The organism is Tissierella sp. QWL-11, assembly GCF_058683765.1.
Map to the genome: position 1 here is coordinate 1,887,909 of NZ_CM178750.1, position 15,681 is coordinate 1,903,589.

Genomic DNA, 15,681 nt, shown 5'->3' on the forward strand with positions numbered 1-15,681 from the left:
TTATTTTTCCTCCTTTGCGCTAATGTATTCTATCATTTTTAATGCAACTTCTTTACCTTCGGCTACCGCTTGTACAACAGTATCTCCGTTGTTTTTAATATCTCCTGATGAGAATACACCATCTGATTCTACAAAATCTGCAAAGTCTTCAGATCTTTTTTGTCCAATTGCAAATATAAGTTTTGAAGCTTTTAATTCCATATTTGATGAATTATCTCTGGATTCAAATTTTACAGATACTAGGTCTTTTCCTTGTCCTACTGTTTCTACTGGTGAAAACTCTGTTATTACTGGAATACCCATAGCTTGAATCGTACTTAATTCTTCTATATTAGCTGGCGCTTCTTCCATACTTCTTCTATAGACTATTTTAGTATTAGCTCCTAATTGATGAGCAGTTAAAGCACAGTCCATAGCCACATCTCCCCCACCAATTATAACTACATTTTCACCTTCAAGGGATTTTAATTCTCTAGTTCTAGCTTCTTTTAAAAACTTAAGTGCTGATTCTACTCCTTTTAATTCAGTATCAATCTTTTCACTTACGATTAATTTTGACTCGCAAAGCCCTACTCCTACATGAATTACATCATATTCATTTTTAAGATTTTCAATTTCATCTTTTGAAATTCTTTTATTACATATTATTTTTACTCCTAATTCTTCAATTAAACTAATATCATAATCAACTATTTCTTGATCTATCCTTGATGGATTTATACCATATGTAAGTATTCCACCTGGCTTTTCTTCTGCTTCAAATACAGTAACTTCATATCCTTCTCTCGCCAATACACTAGCACAAGTCAATGATGCAGGTCCAGAACCAATGCAAGCCACTTTTTTCCCATTAGATTTTTCAGGTTTTTTCATAACTTTCATATCATGGATTCTTTCTTGTTCTACTGCAAATTCTTGTAATTTCCCAATATTTATTGGCTTATCAATATTTGTCCTACTGCAAGCTTCTTCACATAATTTAGCATGTGGACAAATCAAGCTGCAACTTCCACCAAATGGATTATTTTTTCTTATAGTTTCTGCTGCTCCTTTAAAATTTCTAAATCTTAAGGATCTGATGAATTTACCAGGATCTGTATTTGCTGGACACGCTTCACTACATGGTGCATCATAGCAAAGTAAGCAACGTGAAGCTTCTTCCATAGCAGTCCTAATATTGTAAGATGTTTCTTTTTTTTCTTCATAAGCTATATTAAGTACTTTAGTCATATAATTCTCTCCTTTAATTTCTTGTAAAAAATTATAGAATAAAATACAATGCTATATCACGGTATAGAATATATTATAAATATAATATACATTTTCTTTATTGTATTTAGTATAATTTGTCTTTATGTTTGACAATAAAATATCAAACATCTTTAAAAATTTTTCTCCTTAGATGATTATTAATTATTAGTAGCTTTTCTTCTAGTTAATTTATAGAATGATTTTCCCATTAAATCACAGGCAACACCCAGTAAAGCTCCTACTATTAATGTTGGTACTAATATTTTCCATTCTCCATTACTGGCAAAAGTTGAAAAACAACCTACGAATGTACCTGGTATAAATGAAAGACTTTTATATCTTCCTACTATGCACATAACAAATGTTAAAAGACCACTATATAAAACTTGGTCTAATGAAAATGGAAACTTTGTAGATAATAAAATAATAGTCATACCACATACTACACCAAACATATTTTGCCTTACGGTAACTACAAATCCTTCTAATCCATGTTTACCAGATGCGAAATAAGTAGTACAACCTGCAAATCCTGCCCAGGTTATCAATCCAATTACTGGTGCAAATTGAGACCATAACCCACAGAGCAATCCTGTGACTATGCTTAAAGCCATAAGCTCTGTCATGTCTTCCTCCTTTCATAAATATTAAATTGTTAATTTATATACATTCTACTACCTCGTTATAGTTTTGTCAATGTTTTTCCCTAAATTTGGACAAAATTCAACAAAGTGTACTAAATTCATAAAATCTCTTTTATTAAAAATTTTTCATTCCCTCATAAAACTTATTTAACTAAAAAGGGGCTGTTTCATAATTAAATAATGAAATATTCCAATGCAAATCTTTTTGTTCCCGCATATTTCTATTTTATGACGAATTAATGTAACTACAATAACCTGATCTTGATATTTCAGCTACTTTGCATAAATGACTAATTATATTCTTAAAATTATATCTAGATATGATTTGCTCAATAAATTTGAGGATAATAGCTGCCTTTAATTTACCTTTATATTGTACAAAAAAAGATCCTATAATAATAGGCTTTTTAAAAATTGTCTATTCTATAGGATCCATTTTATATCTACTCTGTCTTTAAGTTTATATATTTTGTTTGTATATTACTGTACTAATCCTATATATGGAGCAACACCTATTATTACTCCAGATATTAATAATAATGTTACCATTATTGGTACCATAAATTTTAAATATCTATTATAAGGTACATTAGCAAGTTCTAGCGATCCCATTATTGTAGCTGATGGATACAAAGATGATACAAAGTTAACACCAGCTGTAAATGCACTTATTAGGATAATTTGTCCACCTGCACTACCTAGATCAGTTCCAATAAATAGGGCTGATGCAACAGCACCTAGTATAGGCATTGTAATTCCAGCTACTCCACTTGTTGATTGTAAGAATATACCAATTAACACATATGCTCCCATAGCTAAAACACCGAATATCCAAATTGGAACAGATGACAATGCATTTGATATCCAATAAATGAAGGTAATAGACATACCTGCTGAAGAGTTACCCATTATAATTGCAATACCTCTAGATATAGCAAGTATAAGAACAACACCAAGTAAATCTTTCATACCAGCAATAAATACATCGATAAATTCTTTTTCTTTCATTTTATTTATAAATAATAAAAGAATTGATCCTGCAAAGAAAAGGAAAGCGAATTCATCAAAGTACCAAGTTCCAAATAATGATATATGAGAAGCTCCTAGTAATGTTCCTAGAACAGGTATCTTAGACAATCCTCTAATTGGTGCGTTTACAATGTTAAAGCCTACTTCACCAGTCAATTCTTCCCAAGGAATAAATCCTATTATCATTAATACTATTATTACTAAAAAAACAGCTACAGAAGCTCTTCTTCTACCAGTTAATTCAGGTAGTGACTGTTGATCTTCTACAAGAGTATTTATTTCTCTAATACCATGTACAACAGATGTTGTAGGGTCTTTTTTTACTTTATTTGCATATTTTATCAAATACATAGTACCTACTATATAAAGAATAATAAATATTATAAAACGTAGTACTATACCAGAACCTATGGATAATTCAGGATTACCAATAGCTGATACAGCAGCTCCAGTTGCGAATGGATTTACTAAACTTGACATATTACCTATAGTTGATCCAATGAACAGTACGCCTAAACCAACAATGACATCATATCCTGCCAATACAAAGGTAGGAATGATTACTACTGCAAATGCAACTATTTCTTCCCAGAATCCGAAGGAAGTACCTAGTAGAGCAAAAGCAAAAGTCATAACTGCTATTAAGAAAGAACCTTTAAATTTCTTTAATAGAGAACCTATACCAGCTTCTAGAGCCCCAGTATAGCTTAATACACCTAAGAAACCTCCAGCCATTAAGATACCAATACCTACATTGGCTCCAGATTGGAATCCTTTTATGGGAGCTATAATGACATCCCAAAGTCCATATGGTTGAAGTCCAGTTCCTTCAGCTATTTCTCCATCATCTGTAAAAGTTGCATCAAATACAATTTCACCAGTTTCTGGATTAATAACTGATTGTGGTACAAAGTAAGATATAATAGCTGTTACTATTAAAGCTATTATAACTATTGTATAAGCCGTTGGCATTTTAAATTTCTTTTTCATTATTTATTCACCACCAAATTCATGAAAGCTTCTATATAAACTTCCATAGCTATTTTCATATCATCTATAATTATATATTCATTAGCTTGATGTTCTGTTTTTTCTCTACCTGGAAGCAATGCTCCAAATGCAACAACATTATCCATAGCACGGGCATAAGTCGCTCCACCACTAACTCTTGGTTCTGAAATTAAGTCTCTAGTAATATCCTGATAAGCCTTCATAAGACCTTTAACAAGTTCTGAATCACGCTCAATATAAACAGATGGTAGATAGTCATATTCTTCAACTCTTATATTGTTTTCTTTACCTACTTCTTTTAATTTTTTATCAATATCTTCTTTTGAATAGGTAACAGGTATTCTCATATCAATACCTACTTTTTGAGAGTTTTCATTAAATTCTACATCTCCTACTGTTAGCATTAATTTACCTGAAACTTCGTCTTCAACTACTCCATAAACACCTTCTCCATTAGGATTAGCTAAAGCATTAACGATAAAATCAACCATATTATTGGATTTACCTGCTTTTTTTAGTGCTTGTGCAGCATAAACTATTGCATTTTCACCTTGATCAGCAGCCATAGCATGGACAGCTTTACCATAGACAACTAAATCATTATCTATATGCTCATATCTATAGTTGAATTCTTTTAAGGCTTTTTCTACTTCTGGGTCATAGTCAACACGAGCTTGTTCAGCTACAGCGTTAAGTTGTCCTCCACCTTCTAATCTTATATTAGATTTTTCATCAGAGTGTAAATAATATTGAATTAATCCCTTTTCAGCATAATTTAAAGGGAATGATGAATCCGGTGTAAATCCCATAGAAGGTATTTCTTCTTTTGCAGTATAGGCTTTCATACAACGCCATAGAGATTCTTCATCAGTTCCAATAATAAAACGTACACGTTGATTTAATTCATAGCCCTCATCTAATATAGCTTTTAAAGCATACATAGATGCAAGCATAGGTCCTTTATCATCAGATGCTCCACGTCCATATAATTTTCCATCTTTTTCAGTAAGTTCAAAAGGATCATTATTCCAGTTATTAATATCACCTACAGATACAACATCTGTATGTCCAAGTACTCCAAATAACTTTTCGCCTTCACCGATTTCAGCATATCCATAATAACCTTCTGGATCTATAGTTGTTTTAAAACCAAATTTATCTGCAACCCTTAAAACCTCTTCTAAAGCATCTTGTATCGATTTTCCAAATGGTTTTTGACCATCTTTTTCAAGTATACTATCAATAGCTACCAACTTTCTTAAGTCCTCTTTGTATTCTGGAAATAATTCATTAATAATTTTTTTTGCATCCATTATTTAAATCCCCCTTTATGATAATTGATAAAACAAAGTATTGAATGATACTTCACTATATATTGTAGTACATCTTTCGTGAAATAGATACCCTCAGTTAGTCTTAAGATAAGTATGTAAAGACAGTGGCTACAGTATATAAAGGGCATTTAAAATGATTTAATTTAGTATTTATAGACATTACAAACTTAAGATACTAAAAAACACCGAAAAAAATCAAGAGATTTTTTTCGGTGTTTTATTTTTATTTGGAATGTTTCATTATTTAATTATGAAACATTCCCTTTTTAATATCCTTATTAAATTTTGTATTACTACTGTATAAAATTATTCTGGCAATATGTCTATATATCTCTCTACTACCTTGTTTTTTAATATGACAGATACTATTGTTGAAATAATCTCAGCTATGGGGTAAGCCGCCCATATCCAATTTAGACCTATGAATGACAATACATATGCCACTGGCACTATTATAATTAACTGTCTTAAAGAAGTTACTATTAAGCTATAGCTTCCTAAACCTACAGCTTGGAAAAGTGTTGAATTAGTTATTCCTATTGCTGCAAATATAAAAGAAATTGATATAATTCTTAAAGTATAAACTCCCATATTTATCATCTCTTGATTATCAGCAAATATACCCATTAGTTGTTTGGGAAATATCTGAAATAAAATAGTTCCTGCTGCCATCATAATAGCAGTCAAGGTCATTCCCCATTTAAATGCCTCTTTTACTCTCTGTTTATTTTCTGCACCATAATTGTATCCAATTAAAGGTAGTATACCTTGATTTAATCCGAATACTGGCAAGAAAATAAAGGATTGCAATTTGAAATATATTCCTAAAATTGATACTGCCATCTCAGAATGCCTTATTAAAATTAGATTCATTATTATAGTTACTAAAGCTGTTATTGACTGCATCATTATACTTGGAAATCCTACATTATATATTTGTTTTATAATACTCTTTGAAAATTTGAACTTTGAAAAATTTACATTTAAGTCTACTTTATTTGAAAATAATACAATTACTCCAATTATCGCTCCAACACCTTGTCCTATTAGAGTTGCCAATGCTGCACCTTTTATACCCATAGCAGGTAATCCAAACATTCCAAAAATGAATATTGGATCTAAGATGATATTTATCACTGCTCCCACTAGTTGTATTACCATGGTCCAAATCATTTTTCCAGTCCCTTGAATTGCCTTTTCTATTGTAATTTGTATAATTGAAAGAAAAGCAAAATTACTTATTAGGCTTAAATATTCTATACCCATGTATTTAACTTCAATATCTTTTGTAAAATAGTTAAAAAAGTTATCTATTAATGTGTATCTAAATACAATAAATATCATTGAAGATAAAGCAGCCATAATAAGTCCATGCATTACAGCCTGATCAGCTTTCTCTTGTTTCTTTGAACCAAGTAATCTTGAAATTAGAGAATTTAATCCAGTTCCTGTACCTACTCCTAGAGCTATTATTATTATTTGAATTGGATAAGCTAGTGAAGTTGCTCTTAAAGCTTTCTCACTTAATTTTGCCACGAAATATGAATCAACTACATTATATAATGATTGTATTAACATAGATAAAATAACAGGCAAAGACATTTTTATAAGTAAGGACAGAATATTTTCATATTCCATAGGGTTTCTTTTTTCACAATTTTGTTTCATTTAATTCCTCCTAAATTTATAAAGATTAACTATACTATATTACCAGATTAAGTAGATTAAATCCACTTAAAGTATATTATTCTTTTTTCATACACTAATTTCACCTCCCCATGCTTAATTCTTTAACTTTCGCTATAGTTAAAGAATTAAGCATGGGTTCAAACAATTCTAAAAGCCATATAAAAAATTTTATATGGCTAATTTTCTTCTAAATTTATATATGATCATGATATTAAGAAAGCTTTAATCCTTAGGATTATATCTATCTTCAAATTCTTCCCTTGCTTTCTCTGTATATTTTTTAATAAAATCTGTCTTTGCTTCGGTGTATCCATCACGATTATTCTTATATTTTGGCAACAAACTTAGCTTAAACTTCCCATACTCCTTAGCAATATCATTATGCATTAAAAGATAATCTCTGAAGTAAAGCTCGTCCCAGTCATCAAAATATCGAATATGAAGATGATATACCTTTTCAGCAAATCCATCAAGTGTATACCCCTTATTAAGTATAATTCCTTCATTTGCCTTATTTCCTTCATGCATTAGTATCCACCCATTATCTACAAGACTTATTTTTATTTGGTCCATATCTACATTTCTATTAATCTCCATTAGAATATCTACAGTGGGTTTTGAAATCAAACCACTTACTGCACTGCTTCCAATATGGTTAATTCGCTTAATGTTTTCTAAGCCTACATACTTTATGATATTTTTCTTTTCCAATTCATACCACTTACTATAGTCTGGATTATACGCTTTTAAGATAATAGGAAATAAGGTCCATAATTCTTCTAAAGTCATTTGTGATAATTGTTTATTCACGAATATCTCTCCTTTGCTACTATTATTTTACACGACCTTATTTTTATTGTCTAGTTCATTGTAATCTGTTTTTTTGCATTCACAATGCTATAATTATTATGTAAGCTCCATTACTTAAATTTTTTTAATTTATAAATGATTTATATTTACATAGGAGGAAATCATATGAAAATTGTAATTGAAACAGGCTCTTTGTCGGATGTGGATGAATTAGAGTTGCTATACAATGATTTAAACGATTATCTATCAACAACAACAAATTATCCAGGATGGTTAAAAGGAGTATATCCTGTTAGAGAAAATGCTATTGCAGGTATTAATAATAATAATTTATATGTGGCAAAGTACAATGACAAAATTATAGGATCTGTAATTCTTAGCCATGAACCAGAAGATGCATATCATGAAGTAAAATGGAACATAGATACAGATTATAGTAATATTTTTGTTATACATACCTTTGTAGTTCACCCTGATTTTTTAAGAGCTGGCATTGGAAAAAATTTGATGGACTTTTCCATTAAATTAGGGAGAGAAATGCAAATGAAATCAATCCGTTTAGATGTTTTCGAAAAAAATATTCCTGCCATTGCTCTATATGAAAAAATTGGTTTTAAATATATTGATACTGCTGATTTAGGTCTTAGAGACTATGGATTAGATTGGTTTAAGTTATATGAAATGATATTGTAGATATGAATATACCATAATTAAGTTATTAAGCCAATAAAATTTAATACATTCTAAAAATATAGCAATAATTCAAAACCGAGTTATTGCTTTTCTTCTTTCCTACTATTCATATTTAAATGATTGAATCTATCCTAATGATAAAGTAAAATGACAATAAAATACTACTGTGCAAAATTTATATGAAATCATAGTCAATGAAGGTACTGCTAATACAGGGAATTTGTATAATTTTGAGTAGATTAACTATTCAATCTGCTCTTTTTATGGAAAGTTAGCTTGATATTTATGAATTATATGGTATATTAAATCTATGGAAAGTATACTTTCCATAGAAAGGAGCATAATTTTGAAAAACCGATTAGAAGAAATACGTAAATCAAAAGGAATGAACCAAGAAGATTTGGCATTTGCTCTTGAAGTTTCAAGGCAAACCATAGGTTCACTTGAAAATGGTAGATATAATCCATCAATTATACTTGCTTTTAAAATTGCTCGATTCTTTAAAATGAACATAGAAGAAATTTTTATTTATGAGGAGGAAGAAAAATGAAAAAATATTTTAATTGGGCTTTAATAATATTTGGAATAATACTTTTGTTAGGCGGACTTTTGTTATATGGGTTGAAAATCCATGAAATACTTCCTGTTCCTCGTCCTGATTTTATTCCTTTGGCAACAAGTTTTTTCGGAATTATTGCAATTATTTCAGGTACATGTGAGCTTTTATTTAAGAAAACAAAAGAAATGCAAATCGAAGAATTGGATGAAAGAAATATAGTAATAGCCAATACCGCTAAAGCTACTGGATTCGATGTGATGACATCTTTATTTTCCACTATAATTCTTATCATGGCATTACTCGGATATTTAACTAAGATTGTATTCTTTACTTTCTTTGGAGTATTTGCTATTGCTCAAATATCCTTTATCACTCGCTTATGGTATTTACAAAGGAAAATGTAATAATTCTTGAACTACACAATATATGGGTAGTAAGTTGTACCGGACACATATCAAGGAATAAATCTGATTATCAAAAGTGAGTATTTATCAGTGTTGCAACTATTGGTTGACAAATATCCAATACAAGATGGTGGCATGGCAACCATAATTTTTGCTATTGTAATATTATTACATAGAAAGGAGTATCAGTTATGAATATAGCAGACAGGATTCAACACTTAAGAAAATTAAAAGGAATTTCACAGGAGGAACTAGCTGATAAAACTGGCGTTTCACGACAGGCAGTATCTAAATGGGAGAGTGAGCAAAGTACACCTAATATTGAAAAAATAATCATTATGAGTGATTTTTTTGAAGTAACTACAGATTATCTCCTCAAAGGAATCGAGTAGAATAATGAGGATAATGAGCAGAAATTTAATGCTGGTATATTTGCACTTATTGGTACAGCCTTAAATTTTATAGGCCTAGTTGCAGCTGCTATGATATGGCAGGGAGAGCAAGAAGAAATCTCTGTAGCAATCGGACTGATTATCATGACAGTAGGTTGTATGATTTTCGGTATTGGAATGATGGTAGGATCACCTGAGACAAAATCTCAAGCAAAAAAACATTTCTATTTAGTGAACTTATGGATACTTAGTCTTATCCCTCTTTCGGCTTGTTATAATTTATTAGATGGCCTATTTGGTGGCTATGTTGGCTTAATTGCACCCTATCCCCTATTTGGGAATTCATTTATAAGATATGGCTCGTTTTGGATATTATATTTTGGAATTTGCATTGCAGGTAATTTACTTATCCTTAGAAAAACCAGAATATAAATATCCAACCACTTGCCATATTACTTTAATCTCTTATAATTATTCCCACTTGAAAAACCTGATAGAAATACCTATACATATAATGGCAATTATAGTCATTATGAAAATGGATACCAATACACTATCCATTGGTAATTCAAGTGATATTGCCTTTAGAAGTTTAATTCCTTGTGTAAGTGGTAAGATGTTAGCAACACTCTGAAGTGTTGCTGGCATAACTTCATAGGGCAAAGTGGCACCTGAAAAAATAAGCATTGGAAAATACAATACACTAGCTAATACACTTGCTATTTTAATATTAGGTGCAATCCCACCTACTAATATCCCAATGCTAAACATAGAAATCATTACTAAAAAATATGCACCTAAGAACTGAAACCAGGAGCCACTTAATTGATAATCAAAGAAAACTGTTGCTGTCAAATAAACAAGTATAAGAGATACTATAGAATAAAGTGCATAGATTGTAACTTGCACTGCTAAAATTATACTTGGACTAATAGGAGTTACTTTAAACCGCTTTAAAATTTTCCTTTGTCTATAATCTGATACAACTAAGGGAAGTCCCATTACACCACCAGCACATATAGCAATAGTTGTTATTGCGCCAAAGGATTGCTCTAAGAAAGTATACCCTGCACCTTCAAAAGCCACCTTGTTGCCATAAATGATTCCAAGAATAACCAATACTACCACTGGCATGCAAATTGCAAAAATAAACATATCCATACCACGTAAGGATAACTTTGATTCTATTTTAAACATTGTTCTAAATGATTTCATTTTTCTCCTCCTCTGTATACCAAAGATAAGCATCCTCAAGTTTATCAAAGGGACTAGATGCAATAGCTTCTTGTACTGTACCATAAAATATACTTTTTCCCTTTTTTAAAATATTGATTTTATCGCACAGTTCCTCCACCTCATCCATAAAATGAGAGGTCATAAAAATGGTCAGACCTTTTGTTTTTAGGAAAGAAAGATATTTCCATACATCTCTTCTTGCCCTTGCATCCAGTCCCGTAGTCAGTTCATCTAAAAATACAACTTCTGGGTTAGGAATTAAAGCCAATACAATAAATAAACGCTGCCTTTCTCCTCCTGACAATTCACCCACTTGACTTTTCAATTTATCTGAAATTCTAAATTGTTCTAATAAATCTAAGTATTTTAATGGTTTTTTATAAAGAGATTGTGTAACCTGGCAAAGTTCCCCCACTGTTATTTTTTCTTGATAATTTGCTTCCTGAAATTGAACACCTACCCTCTCAAACAACTTTTTCCCATTTTTTAGAGGATTCATCCTCAAAATAGACACAGTACCAGAATCCTGCTTTTTTGTGCCTAAAATACATTCAATAGTAGTACTTTTACCTGCTCCGTTTGCGCCCAGTAAACCGAATACTTCACCACGACAAACTGAAATATCTACGTTTTCAATTGCCCTGATATTCCCATACTTCTTGCACAGTTTTTCTACTTTAATTGTTGTTTCCACCTTATCAAACCCCTCCTATTATTTTCTTTCTTTAAAAATAATAACACCAGAACAAAGTCTGGTGTTAAACTGTATGGTTTGTTGTAAACCTTTTTTTCATATTTTTAAGATGAATGAGCATATCTTTTCCATTCTGTTCAACATATTCTAAGGATGTGAGTAACTTATCACATACAGATATGATGTCATCATTTTCTTTTGGTGTATCGATAACCTCACGAATATCAACTTGCGGGTTCTTAGAGAGTGCAGTAAGCATCCTTAATATAGCTGCAAGGGAATAATTCCCACAACGTAGGGAACGAATAATCTTTAGTCTATTGATATCTTCATCAGTATACACACGATAGCCATTTTGTTTTCGCTTGACAGTCAGCAAACCATTCATTTCCCAATTTCGTAAAGTATCTATTGAGACTTCTAGTAAATCAGCAGTTTCCTTTCTAGTTAAAGACATTTCCTTCGTTTCCTGTTTACTGTCTGATAATAGTCTTTCTACAATTGCTATGGCTTCTTGGGCATTTCTTTGTTCATTTTTAATTTGTTGCAAATAGCTCTCTGTAAAGCAAATTGCTTTATCAAAATCTCCGGTGGCTAAGATTTTTATAATGTTGATTACCTTTTTTCGCAAACCATTTTGTAGAACCTCTACTTGAAGAGCCGTTCTTGCAAATTTAAATTGCTCTAAATGGAAATCTGTAAATATTCGATAGCCATTTGCTTCTCTTTCCGGCTTAGAAATAAGTCCAAGTTCATCGTAAAGTCTCACTGTATTGGGGTGAATTCCAATACTACGTGCAATTTCTGATGTTTTATAAGTATTCATCTGATCAAATCGCCTCCAACCTTACTAATATCATAACATCATATAAAAGTCTGGTGTTATAGTGGAGTGTTCTAAATTATTTATCTAAATTCAAAATAAAGTACTTTTCCAACCCATCTATTATTGAATCCACTATCTTATTTTGATAATCATCTGTTAGTAAAAGCTTTTCTTCATTTTCATTGGATAAAAATCCACATTCAATCATTATAGCTGGCATCTTTGTCTGATTCAATACGATTAAATCTCCTCTTTCTATTATTCCCCTATCCGTAGCACCAGTTCCATTGATTATTGAATTCATCATAATTTGTGCCAATTCATTATTATTTAAATCACCAATCGTACTTTCTCTATCTGGATAATAAAGTACCTGAACTCCATCCACAGAATTATTATCTTCCATAGAATTCCCGTGGATACTAATAAATACCCTACTTCTCCTTTTATTTGCTAATTCTGCTCTTGCAATATTGTCTACATATTCATCACTATTCCTAGTTAAAATAACTTTATAACCTCTTGACTTTAAATTTCCTCTTAATTTTTTAGAAATCTCTAGATTTATATCCTTTTCGTAACTACCGTTGAAACCAATAGTACCTGGATCTTTCCCCCCATGTCCAGCATCAATTACTACAACTTTCTCTGAAGATTTAAAATCACCATATATAAAGGGAATCCCTTTGAATACAATAAATATAACCAAAGCTAATAAAACAATTAATAAAAATATTACTTTAATTCTTCTAAACAATAAATTTCCCCCTTATTCTAATTAATCTGTCATAAGTATTAACTATGAGATACATGTACTTCTTTTTCACCTTCTTAAAAAAACATCTATTGAACAATTTTTATTTGTGTTTTCCATTGTTTTCTATAAAAATATTATACCATTTTCCATCTTGCTTTTTATAGGTTATTTGAAATGGGTGCACAATAGTAAATACCTTTATATCTAGATATAAAGGTATTTACTGTTTTATTCTTTGTCTAAAATTGTGTGTACTTTTAAAATTTAATCTAATTTTCTAATTTTACATCTAAAATTCTTTGTCCTATATGTATTGACAAACATAGAACCAGCTCCAAAGGCAGTAAAAAGATACCCTTTCATTAGATTCCCATAATAAGAGCTTCTAAATTCTTTGACTTCTTCCAAGAAAAAGCGTACTGAACGTATTCCTTCAAATATATTTATACCATCTGTATCTTTAAATACAGTATAAATATCATACCCATGGGAAAGGTAATTAGCAACAAACACCATAACTATAGTAATAAGTGTTGTTATAGTTATTCCTACTCTATCTAATTTCCCCCCTAGTTTTTCATATCCCTTAAGGGTACATACTGCAAGAGCTATGCCACATATAGCAGCAATATACCCTATGGCATAGACAACAACCCACAGTACAACACCTATTAAAGAGCCTAAAAAAGCCCCTACTATCCCCGCTACTATATTGTTTTTTTGATTTCTAAAATTAACTTGTGCATCATGAAAGGTATTTATAATATCTTTATAACATTTTTCGCAAATATCTAATGGATTTTCATTAATCAAATAAACTGATGTATCAATATCTTCTCCACAGGATTCACAACATTTCTTATAATAATTGCTTTTCAAAAAATTCTCTACCCTATTTAAAGTATCCATAATATTAGGGATATCTTTTTTTACTTTATTTATTTTTCCTACATGTATTTTTAAACAATAGTCTTCATAGAATGCCTTAAAAATAAACTTTTCTTGTTCTAATACTTCACCTATAAATTTCTCTAAATCTTCTTTTTGACTTAATTCAGTTAGTTTTATAGGAAAGTTAATGTAAAAACGACGTTCTTTACTATTCTCTTGGATTACTACTTTATATCCTTTATATAATCCATATGCAACTTTTCCTTTTCCATCATAATGAAGATGTAAATCTTCAGAAACTTTTTTAATTATTTTAGCCGACATATATTTATTTCCTCCTACTTAATTTTCATGATTACACAATATACCCTAGTACAAAGAATTCAATACACACCAAACATATATCGGCAGTTTTCTTATTTTTTAAAGAAGATATTTATAAATATTTGCTAATGTATCTTTCCCCCTTATTCTAATTAATTCTCCTTAATTATTAACTATCAAATTTAACATAATAGAATCTATTTTCATCTAAATCTATCAACCCTATACTATAGTTATTAGAATATCTATCTAATAACTCCTCTCTTCCTACATGTCTTCTTTCATTTCCCTGTCTATCTATAAAAATCCAATACCCATTTTTAATATCTCCTATTTCTAACCTCAAAGCTAGATTTGATTCATAATCTGGACCTCCATATAATATAGTATCTAATTCTTTTTCTAAAGGATATTTCACCCAATACCGTTCAGAGCCTTTTAAGATTTTATTTATATCCTTATCTGTTAATTCTGTTCTTGCTAATGTTATTCCATCACCAAGAAACCCTCCATGGCTATCTGTATATTGAAAGTCTAAAGTATATGGAATATTTATATCTAAATCTTTAGAAATACGCCTATTGATCTTTGTCTTTTTCATAAAATATGACATAAATATTAATCCTAAAACTAACACTATGATAATTTGTTTTTTATATTTTATATTTTCTCCTTTAATTAGTATTTGTCTAATTAATCTATATGTAATATCCACTACATTTAAAATAACTCCAATACCTATTAATATAAATGAAGTAAAAATTCCTACTAAAGCTCCTCCATGACATACATTTTCTGGAATATCCTTAGTTAGTAAAAGTATAAATAAATAAAGTAATACTCCGAATAGCAAAGGTAATAAAGTAATTATCAGTCTAAGCTTTCTATTTCTATTATTTCTAATTAAGACATAAACTAATATTATCAATATAATTATTCCAATAATACTCAAACTTTTTATCATTATTTATTTCCTCCTTAATTATAGTATACATTGTTTTTATTATAATTCAACAATTATTTGTTGAATAACAATAAATAATTGTTGAAGCTATAGTTTTATTTTCAAATTATATCCTCTATAATGAAATAACGAATCGAGTAGGAGGAAAATAATTATTTTATTTTCCGTCCTCT

At 30.1% G+C, this 15,681-nt stretch carries 17 protein-coding genes; 5 read left to right on the forward strand and 12 right to left on the reverse strand.

Translation table 11 applies throughout. From position 1 onward, the window contains the following. The 6 genes from AC4PG3_RS09205 to AC4PG3_RS09230 form a co-directional block, all read right to left on the reverse strand. Entirely contained in the window at positions 1 to 1,230 is a 1,230-nt protein-coding gene (locus AC4PG3_RS09205) for an FAD-dependent oxidoreductase (protein ID WP_492196361.1), read from the reverse strand. A 179-nt stretch (positions 1,231 to 1,409) separates the two neighbouring features. Then, the gene (locus tag AC4PG3_RS09210) at positions 1,410 to 1,877 is read right to left on the reverse strand and encodes a DUF1097 domain-containing protein (protein ID WP_492196362.1); all 468 of its coding nucleotides are present in this window, start codon (positions 1,875 to 1,877) and stop codon (positions 1,410 to 1,412) included. Between the two features lie 498 nt (positions 1,878 to 2,375). Beyond that, on the reverse strand, positions 2,376 to 3,914 hold the full coding sequence (locus AC4PG3_RS09215; protein ID WP_492196363.1) for a YfcC family protein: 1,539 nt from the start codon (positions 3,912 to 3,914) through the stop codon (positions 2,376 to 2,378). Beyond that, a complete protein-coding gene (locus AC4PG3_RS09220) occupies positions 3,914 to 5,248 on the reverse strand; it encodes a Sapep family Mn(2+)-dependent dipeptidase (protein ID WP_492196364.1) in 1,335 nt (444 codons plus the stop codon). The genes AC4PG3_RS09215 and AC4PG3_RS09220 overlap by 1 nt, the downstream gene beginning before the upstream one ends. A 327-nt stretch (positions 5,249 to 5,575) precedes the next feature. After that, a complete protein-coding gene (locus AC4PG3_RS09225) occupies positions 5,576 to 6,937 on the reverse strand; it encodes an MATE family efflux transporter (RefSeq protein ID WP_492196365.1) in 1,362 nt (453 codons plus the stop codon). A 243-nt stretch (positions 6,938 to 7,180) separates the two neighbouring features. Further along, entirely contained in the window at positions 7,181 to 7,768 is a 588-nt protein-coding gene (locus AC4PG3_RS09230; protein ID WP_492196366.1) for a GrpB family protein, read from the reverse strand. A gap of 165 nt (positions 7,769 to 7,933) precedes the next feature. On the opposite strand from AC4PG3_RS09230, the gene AC4PG3_RS09235 reads away from it, so the two are divergent. The 5 genes from AC4PG3_RS09235 to AC4PG3_RS09255 all read left to right on the forward strand — a co-directional run bounded on the left by AC4PG3_RS09235 (position 7,934) and on the right by AC4PG3_RS09255 (position 10,248). Next, entirely contained in the window at positions 7,934 to 8,461 is a 528-nt protein-coding gene (locus AC4PG3_RS09235; protein ID WP_492196367.1) for a GNAT family N-acetyltransferase, read from the forward strand. A gap of 346 nt (positions 8,462 to 8,807) precedes the next feature. Then, a complete protein-coding gene (locus AC4PG3_RS09240; RefSeq protein ID WP_492196368.1) occupies positions 8,808 to 9,011 on the forward strand; it encodes a helix-turn-helix transcriptional regulator in 204 nt (67 codons plus the stop codon). After that, positions 9,008 to 9,424 (forward strand): hypothetical protein, encoded by a 417-nt coding sequence (locus AC4PG3_RS09245; protein ID WP_492196369.1) that lies wholly within the window; start codon positions 9,008 to 9,010, stop codon positions 9,422 to 9,424. Before AC4PG3_RS09240 ends, AC4PG3_RS09245 begins: the two co-directional genes overlap by 4 nt. Before the next feature lie 191 nt (positions 9,425 to 9,615). Continuing rightward, positions 9,616 to 9,816 (forward strand): helix-turn-helix domain-containing protein, encoded by a 201-nt coding sequence (locus tag AC4PG3_RS09250; protein WP_492196370.1) that lies wholly within the window; start codon positions 9,616 to 9,618, stop codon positions 9,814 to 9,816. 90 nt (positions 9,817 to 9,906) lie between these two features. Further along, a complete protein-coding gene (locus AC4PG3_RS09255) occupies positions 9,907 to 10,248 on the forward strand; it encodes a hypothetical protein (protein ID WP_492196371.1) in 342 nt (113 codons plus the stop codon). A gap of 39 nt (positions 10,249 to 10,287) precedes the next feature. Here AC4PG3_RS09255 and AC4PG3_RS09260 read toward each other — a convergent pair whose 3' ends face one another. From AC4PG3_RS09260 to AC4PG3_RS09285, 6 genes are all read right to left on the reverse strand, one after another. After that, complete coding sequence (locus AC4PG3_RS09260; RefSeq protein ID WP_492196372.1) at positions 10,288 to 11,031, reverse strand: ABC transporter permease; 744 nt, start codon at positions 11,029 to 11,031, stop codon at positions 10,288 to 10,290. Next, positions 11,018 to 11,746, reverse strand: a complete 729-nt coding sequence (locus tag AC4PG3_RS09265; RefSeq protein WP_492196373.1) for an ABC transporter ATP-binding protein — start codon at positions 11,744 to 11,746, stop codon at positions 11,018 to 11,020. The genes AC4PG3_RS09260 and AC4PG3_RS09265 overlap by 14 nt, the downstream gene beginning before the upstream one ends. A 64-nt stretch (positions 11,747 to 11,810) precedes the next feature. Next, a complete protein-coding gene (locus tag AC4PG3_RS09270) occupies positions 11,811 to 12,572 on the reverse strand; it encodes a MerR family transcriptional regulator (protein ID WP_492196374.1) in 762 nt (253 codons plus the stop codon). Between the two features lie 76 nt (positions 12,573 to 12,648). Then, positions 12,649 to 13,329 carry an N-acetylmuramoyl-L-alanine amidase family protein gene (locus tag AC4PG3_RS09275; protein WP_492196375.1) on the reverse strand — a complete coding sequence of 227 codons (681 nt, stop codon included), beginning with the start codon at positions 13,327 to 13,329 and terminating at the stop codon, positions 12,649 to 12,651. A gap of 264 nt (positions 13,330 to 13,593) precedes the next feature. Continuing rightward, positions 13,594 to 14,544, reverse strand: a complete 951-nt coding sequence (locus AC4PG3_RS09280; protein WP_492196376.1) for a hypothetical protein — start codon at positions 14,542 to 14,544, stop codon at positions 13,594 to 13,596. Between the two features lie 169 nt (positions 14,545 to 14,713). Further along, positions 14,714 to 15,508: a hypothetical protein gene (locus AC4PG3_RS09285; protein ID WP_492196377.1), complete on the reverse strand. Its 795-nt coding sequence runs from the start codon at positions 15,506 to 15,508 to the stop codon at positions 14,714 to 14,716. Between the last annotated feature and the right edge of the window lie 173 nt (positions 15,509 to 15,681).

Coding starts and splice junctions, on each gene's coding strand:
- AC4PG3_RS09215 (WP_492196363.1), bottom strand. CDS start 3,914: ATGAAAAAGAAATTTAAAATGCCAACGGCTTATACAATAGTTATAATA.
- AC4PG3_RS09255 (WP_492196371.1), top strand. CDS start 9,907: ATGATATGGCAGGGAGAGCAAGAAGAAATCTCTGTAGCAATCGGACTG.
- AC4PG3_RS09260 (WP_492196372.1), bottom strand. CDS start 11,031: ATGAAATCATTTAGAACAATGTTTAAAATAGAATCAAAGTTATCCTTA.
- AC4PG3_RS09235 (WP_492196367.1), top strand. CDS start 7,934: ATGAAAATTGTAATTGAAACAGGCTCTTTGTCGGATGTGGATGAATTA.
- AC4PG3_RS09245 (WP_492196369.1), top strand. CDS start 9,008: ATGAAAAAATATTTTAATTGGGCTTTAATAATATTTGGAATAATACTT.
- AC4PG3_RS09280 (WP_492196376.1), bottom strand. CDS start 14,544: ATGTCGGCTAAAATAATTAAAAAAGTTTCTGAAGATTTACATCTTCAT.
- AC4PG3_RS09250 (WP_492196370.1), top strand. CDS start 9,616: ATGAATATAGCAGACAGGATTCAACACTTAAGAAAATTAAAAGGAATT.
- AC4PG3_RS09270 (WP_492196374.1), bottom strand. CDS start 12,572: ATGAATACTTATAAAACATCAGAAATTGCACGTAGTATTGGAATTCAC.
- AC4PG3_RS09205 (WP_492196361.1), bottom strand. CDS start 1,230: ATGACTAAAGTACTTAATATAGCTTATGAAGAAAAAAAAGAAACATCT.
- AC4PG3_RS09225 (WP_492196365.1), bottom strand. CDS start 6,937: ATGAAACAAAATTGTGAAAAAAGAAACCCTATGGAATATGAAAATATT.
- AC4PG3_RS09210 (WP_492196362.1), bottom strand. CDS start 1,877: ATGACAGAGCTTATGGCTTTAAGCATAGTCACAGGATTGCTCTGTGGG.
- AC4PG3_RS09285 (WP_492196377.1), bottom strand. CDS start 15,508: ATGATAAAAAGTTTGAGTATTATTGGAATAATTATATTGATAATATTA.
- AC4PG3_RS09220 (WP_492196364.1), bottom strand. CDS start 5,248: ATGGATGCAAAAAAAATTATTAATGAATTATTTCCAGAATACAAAGAG.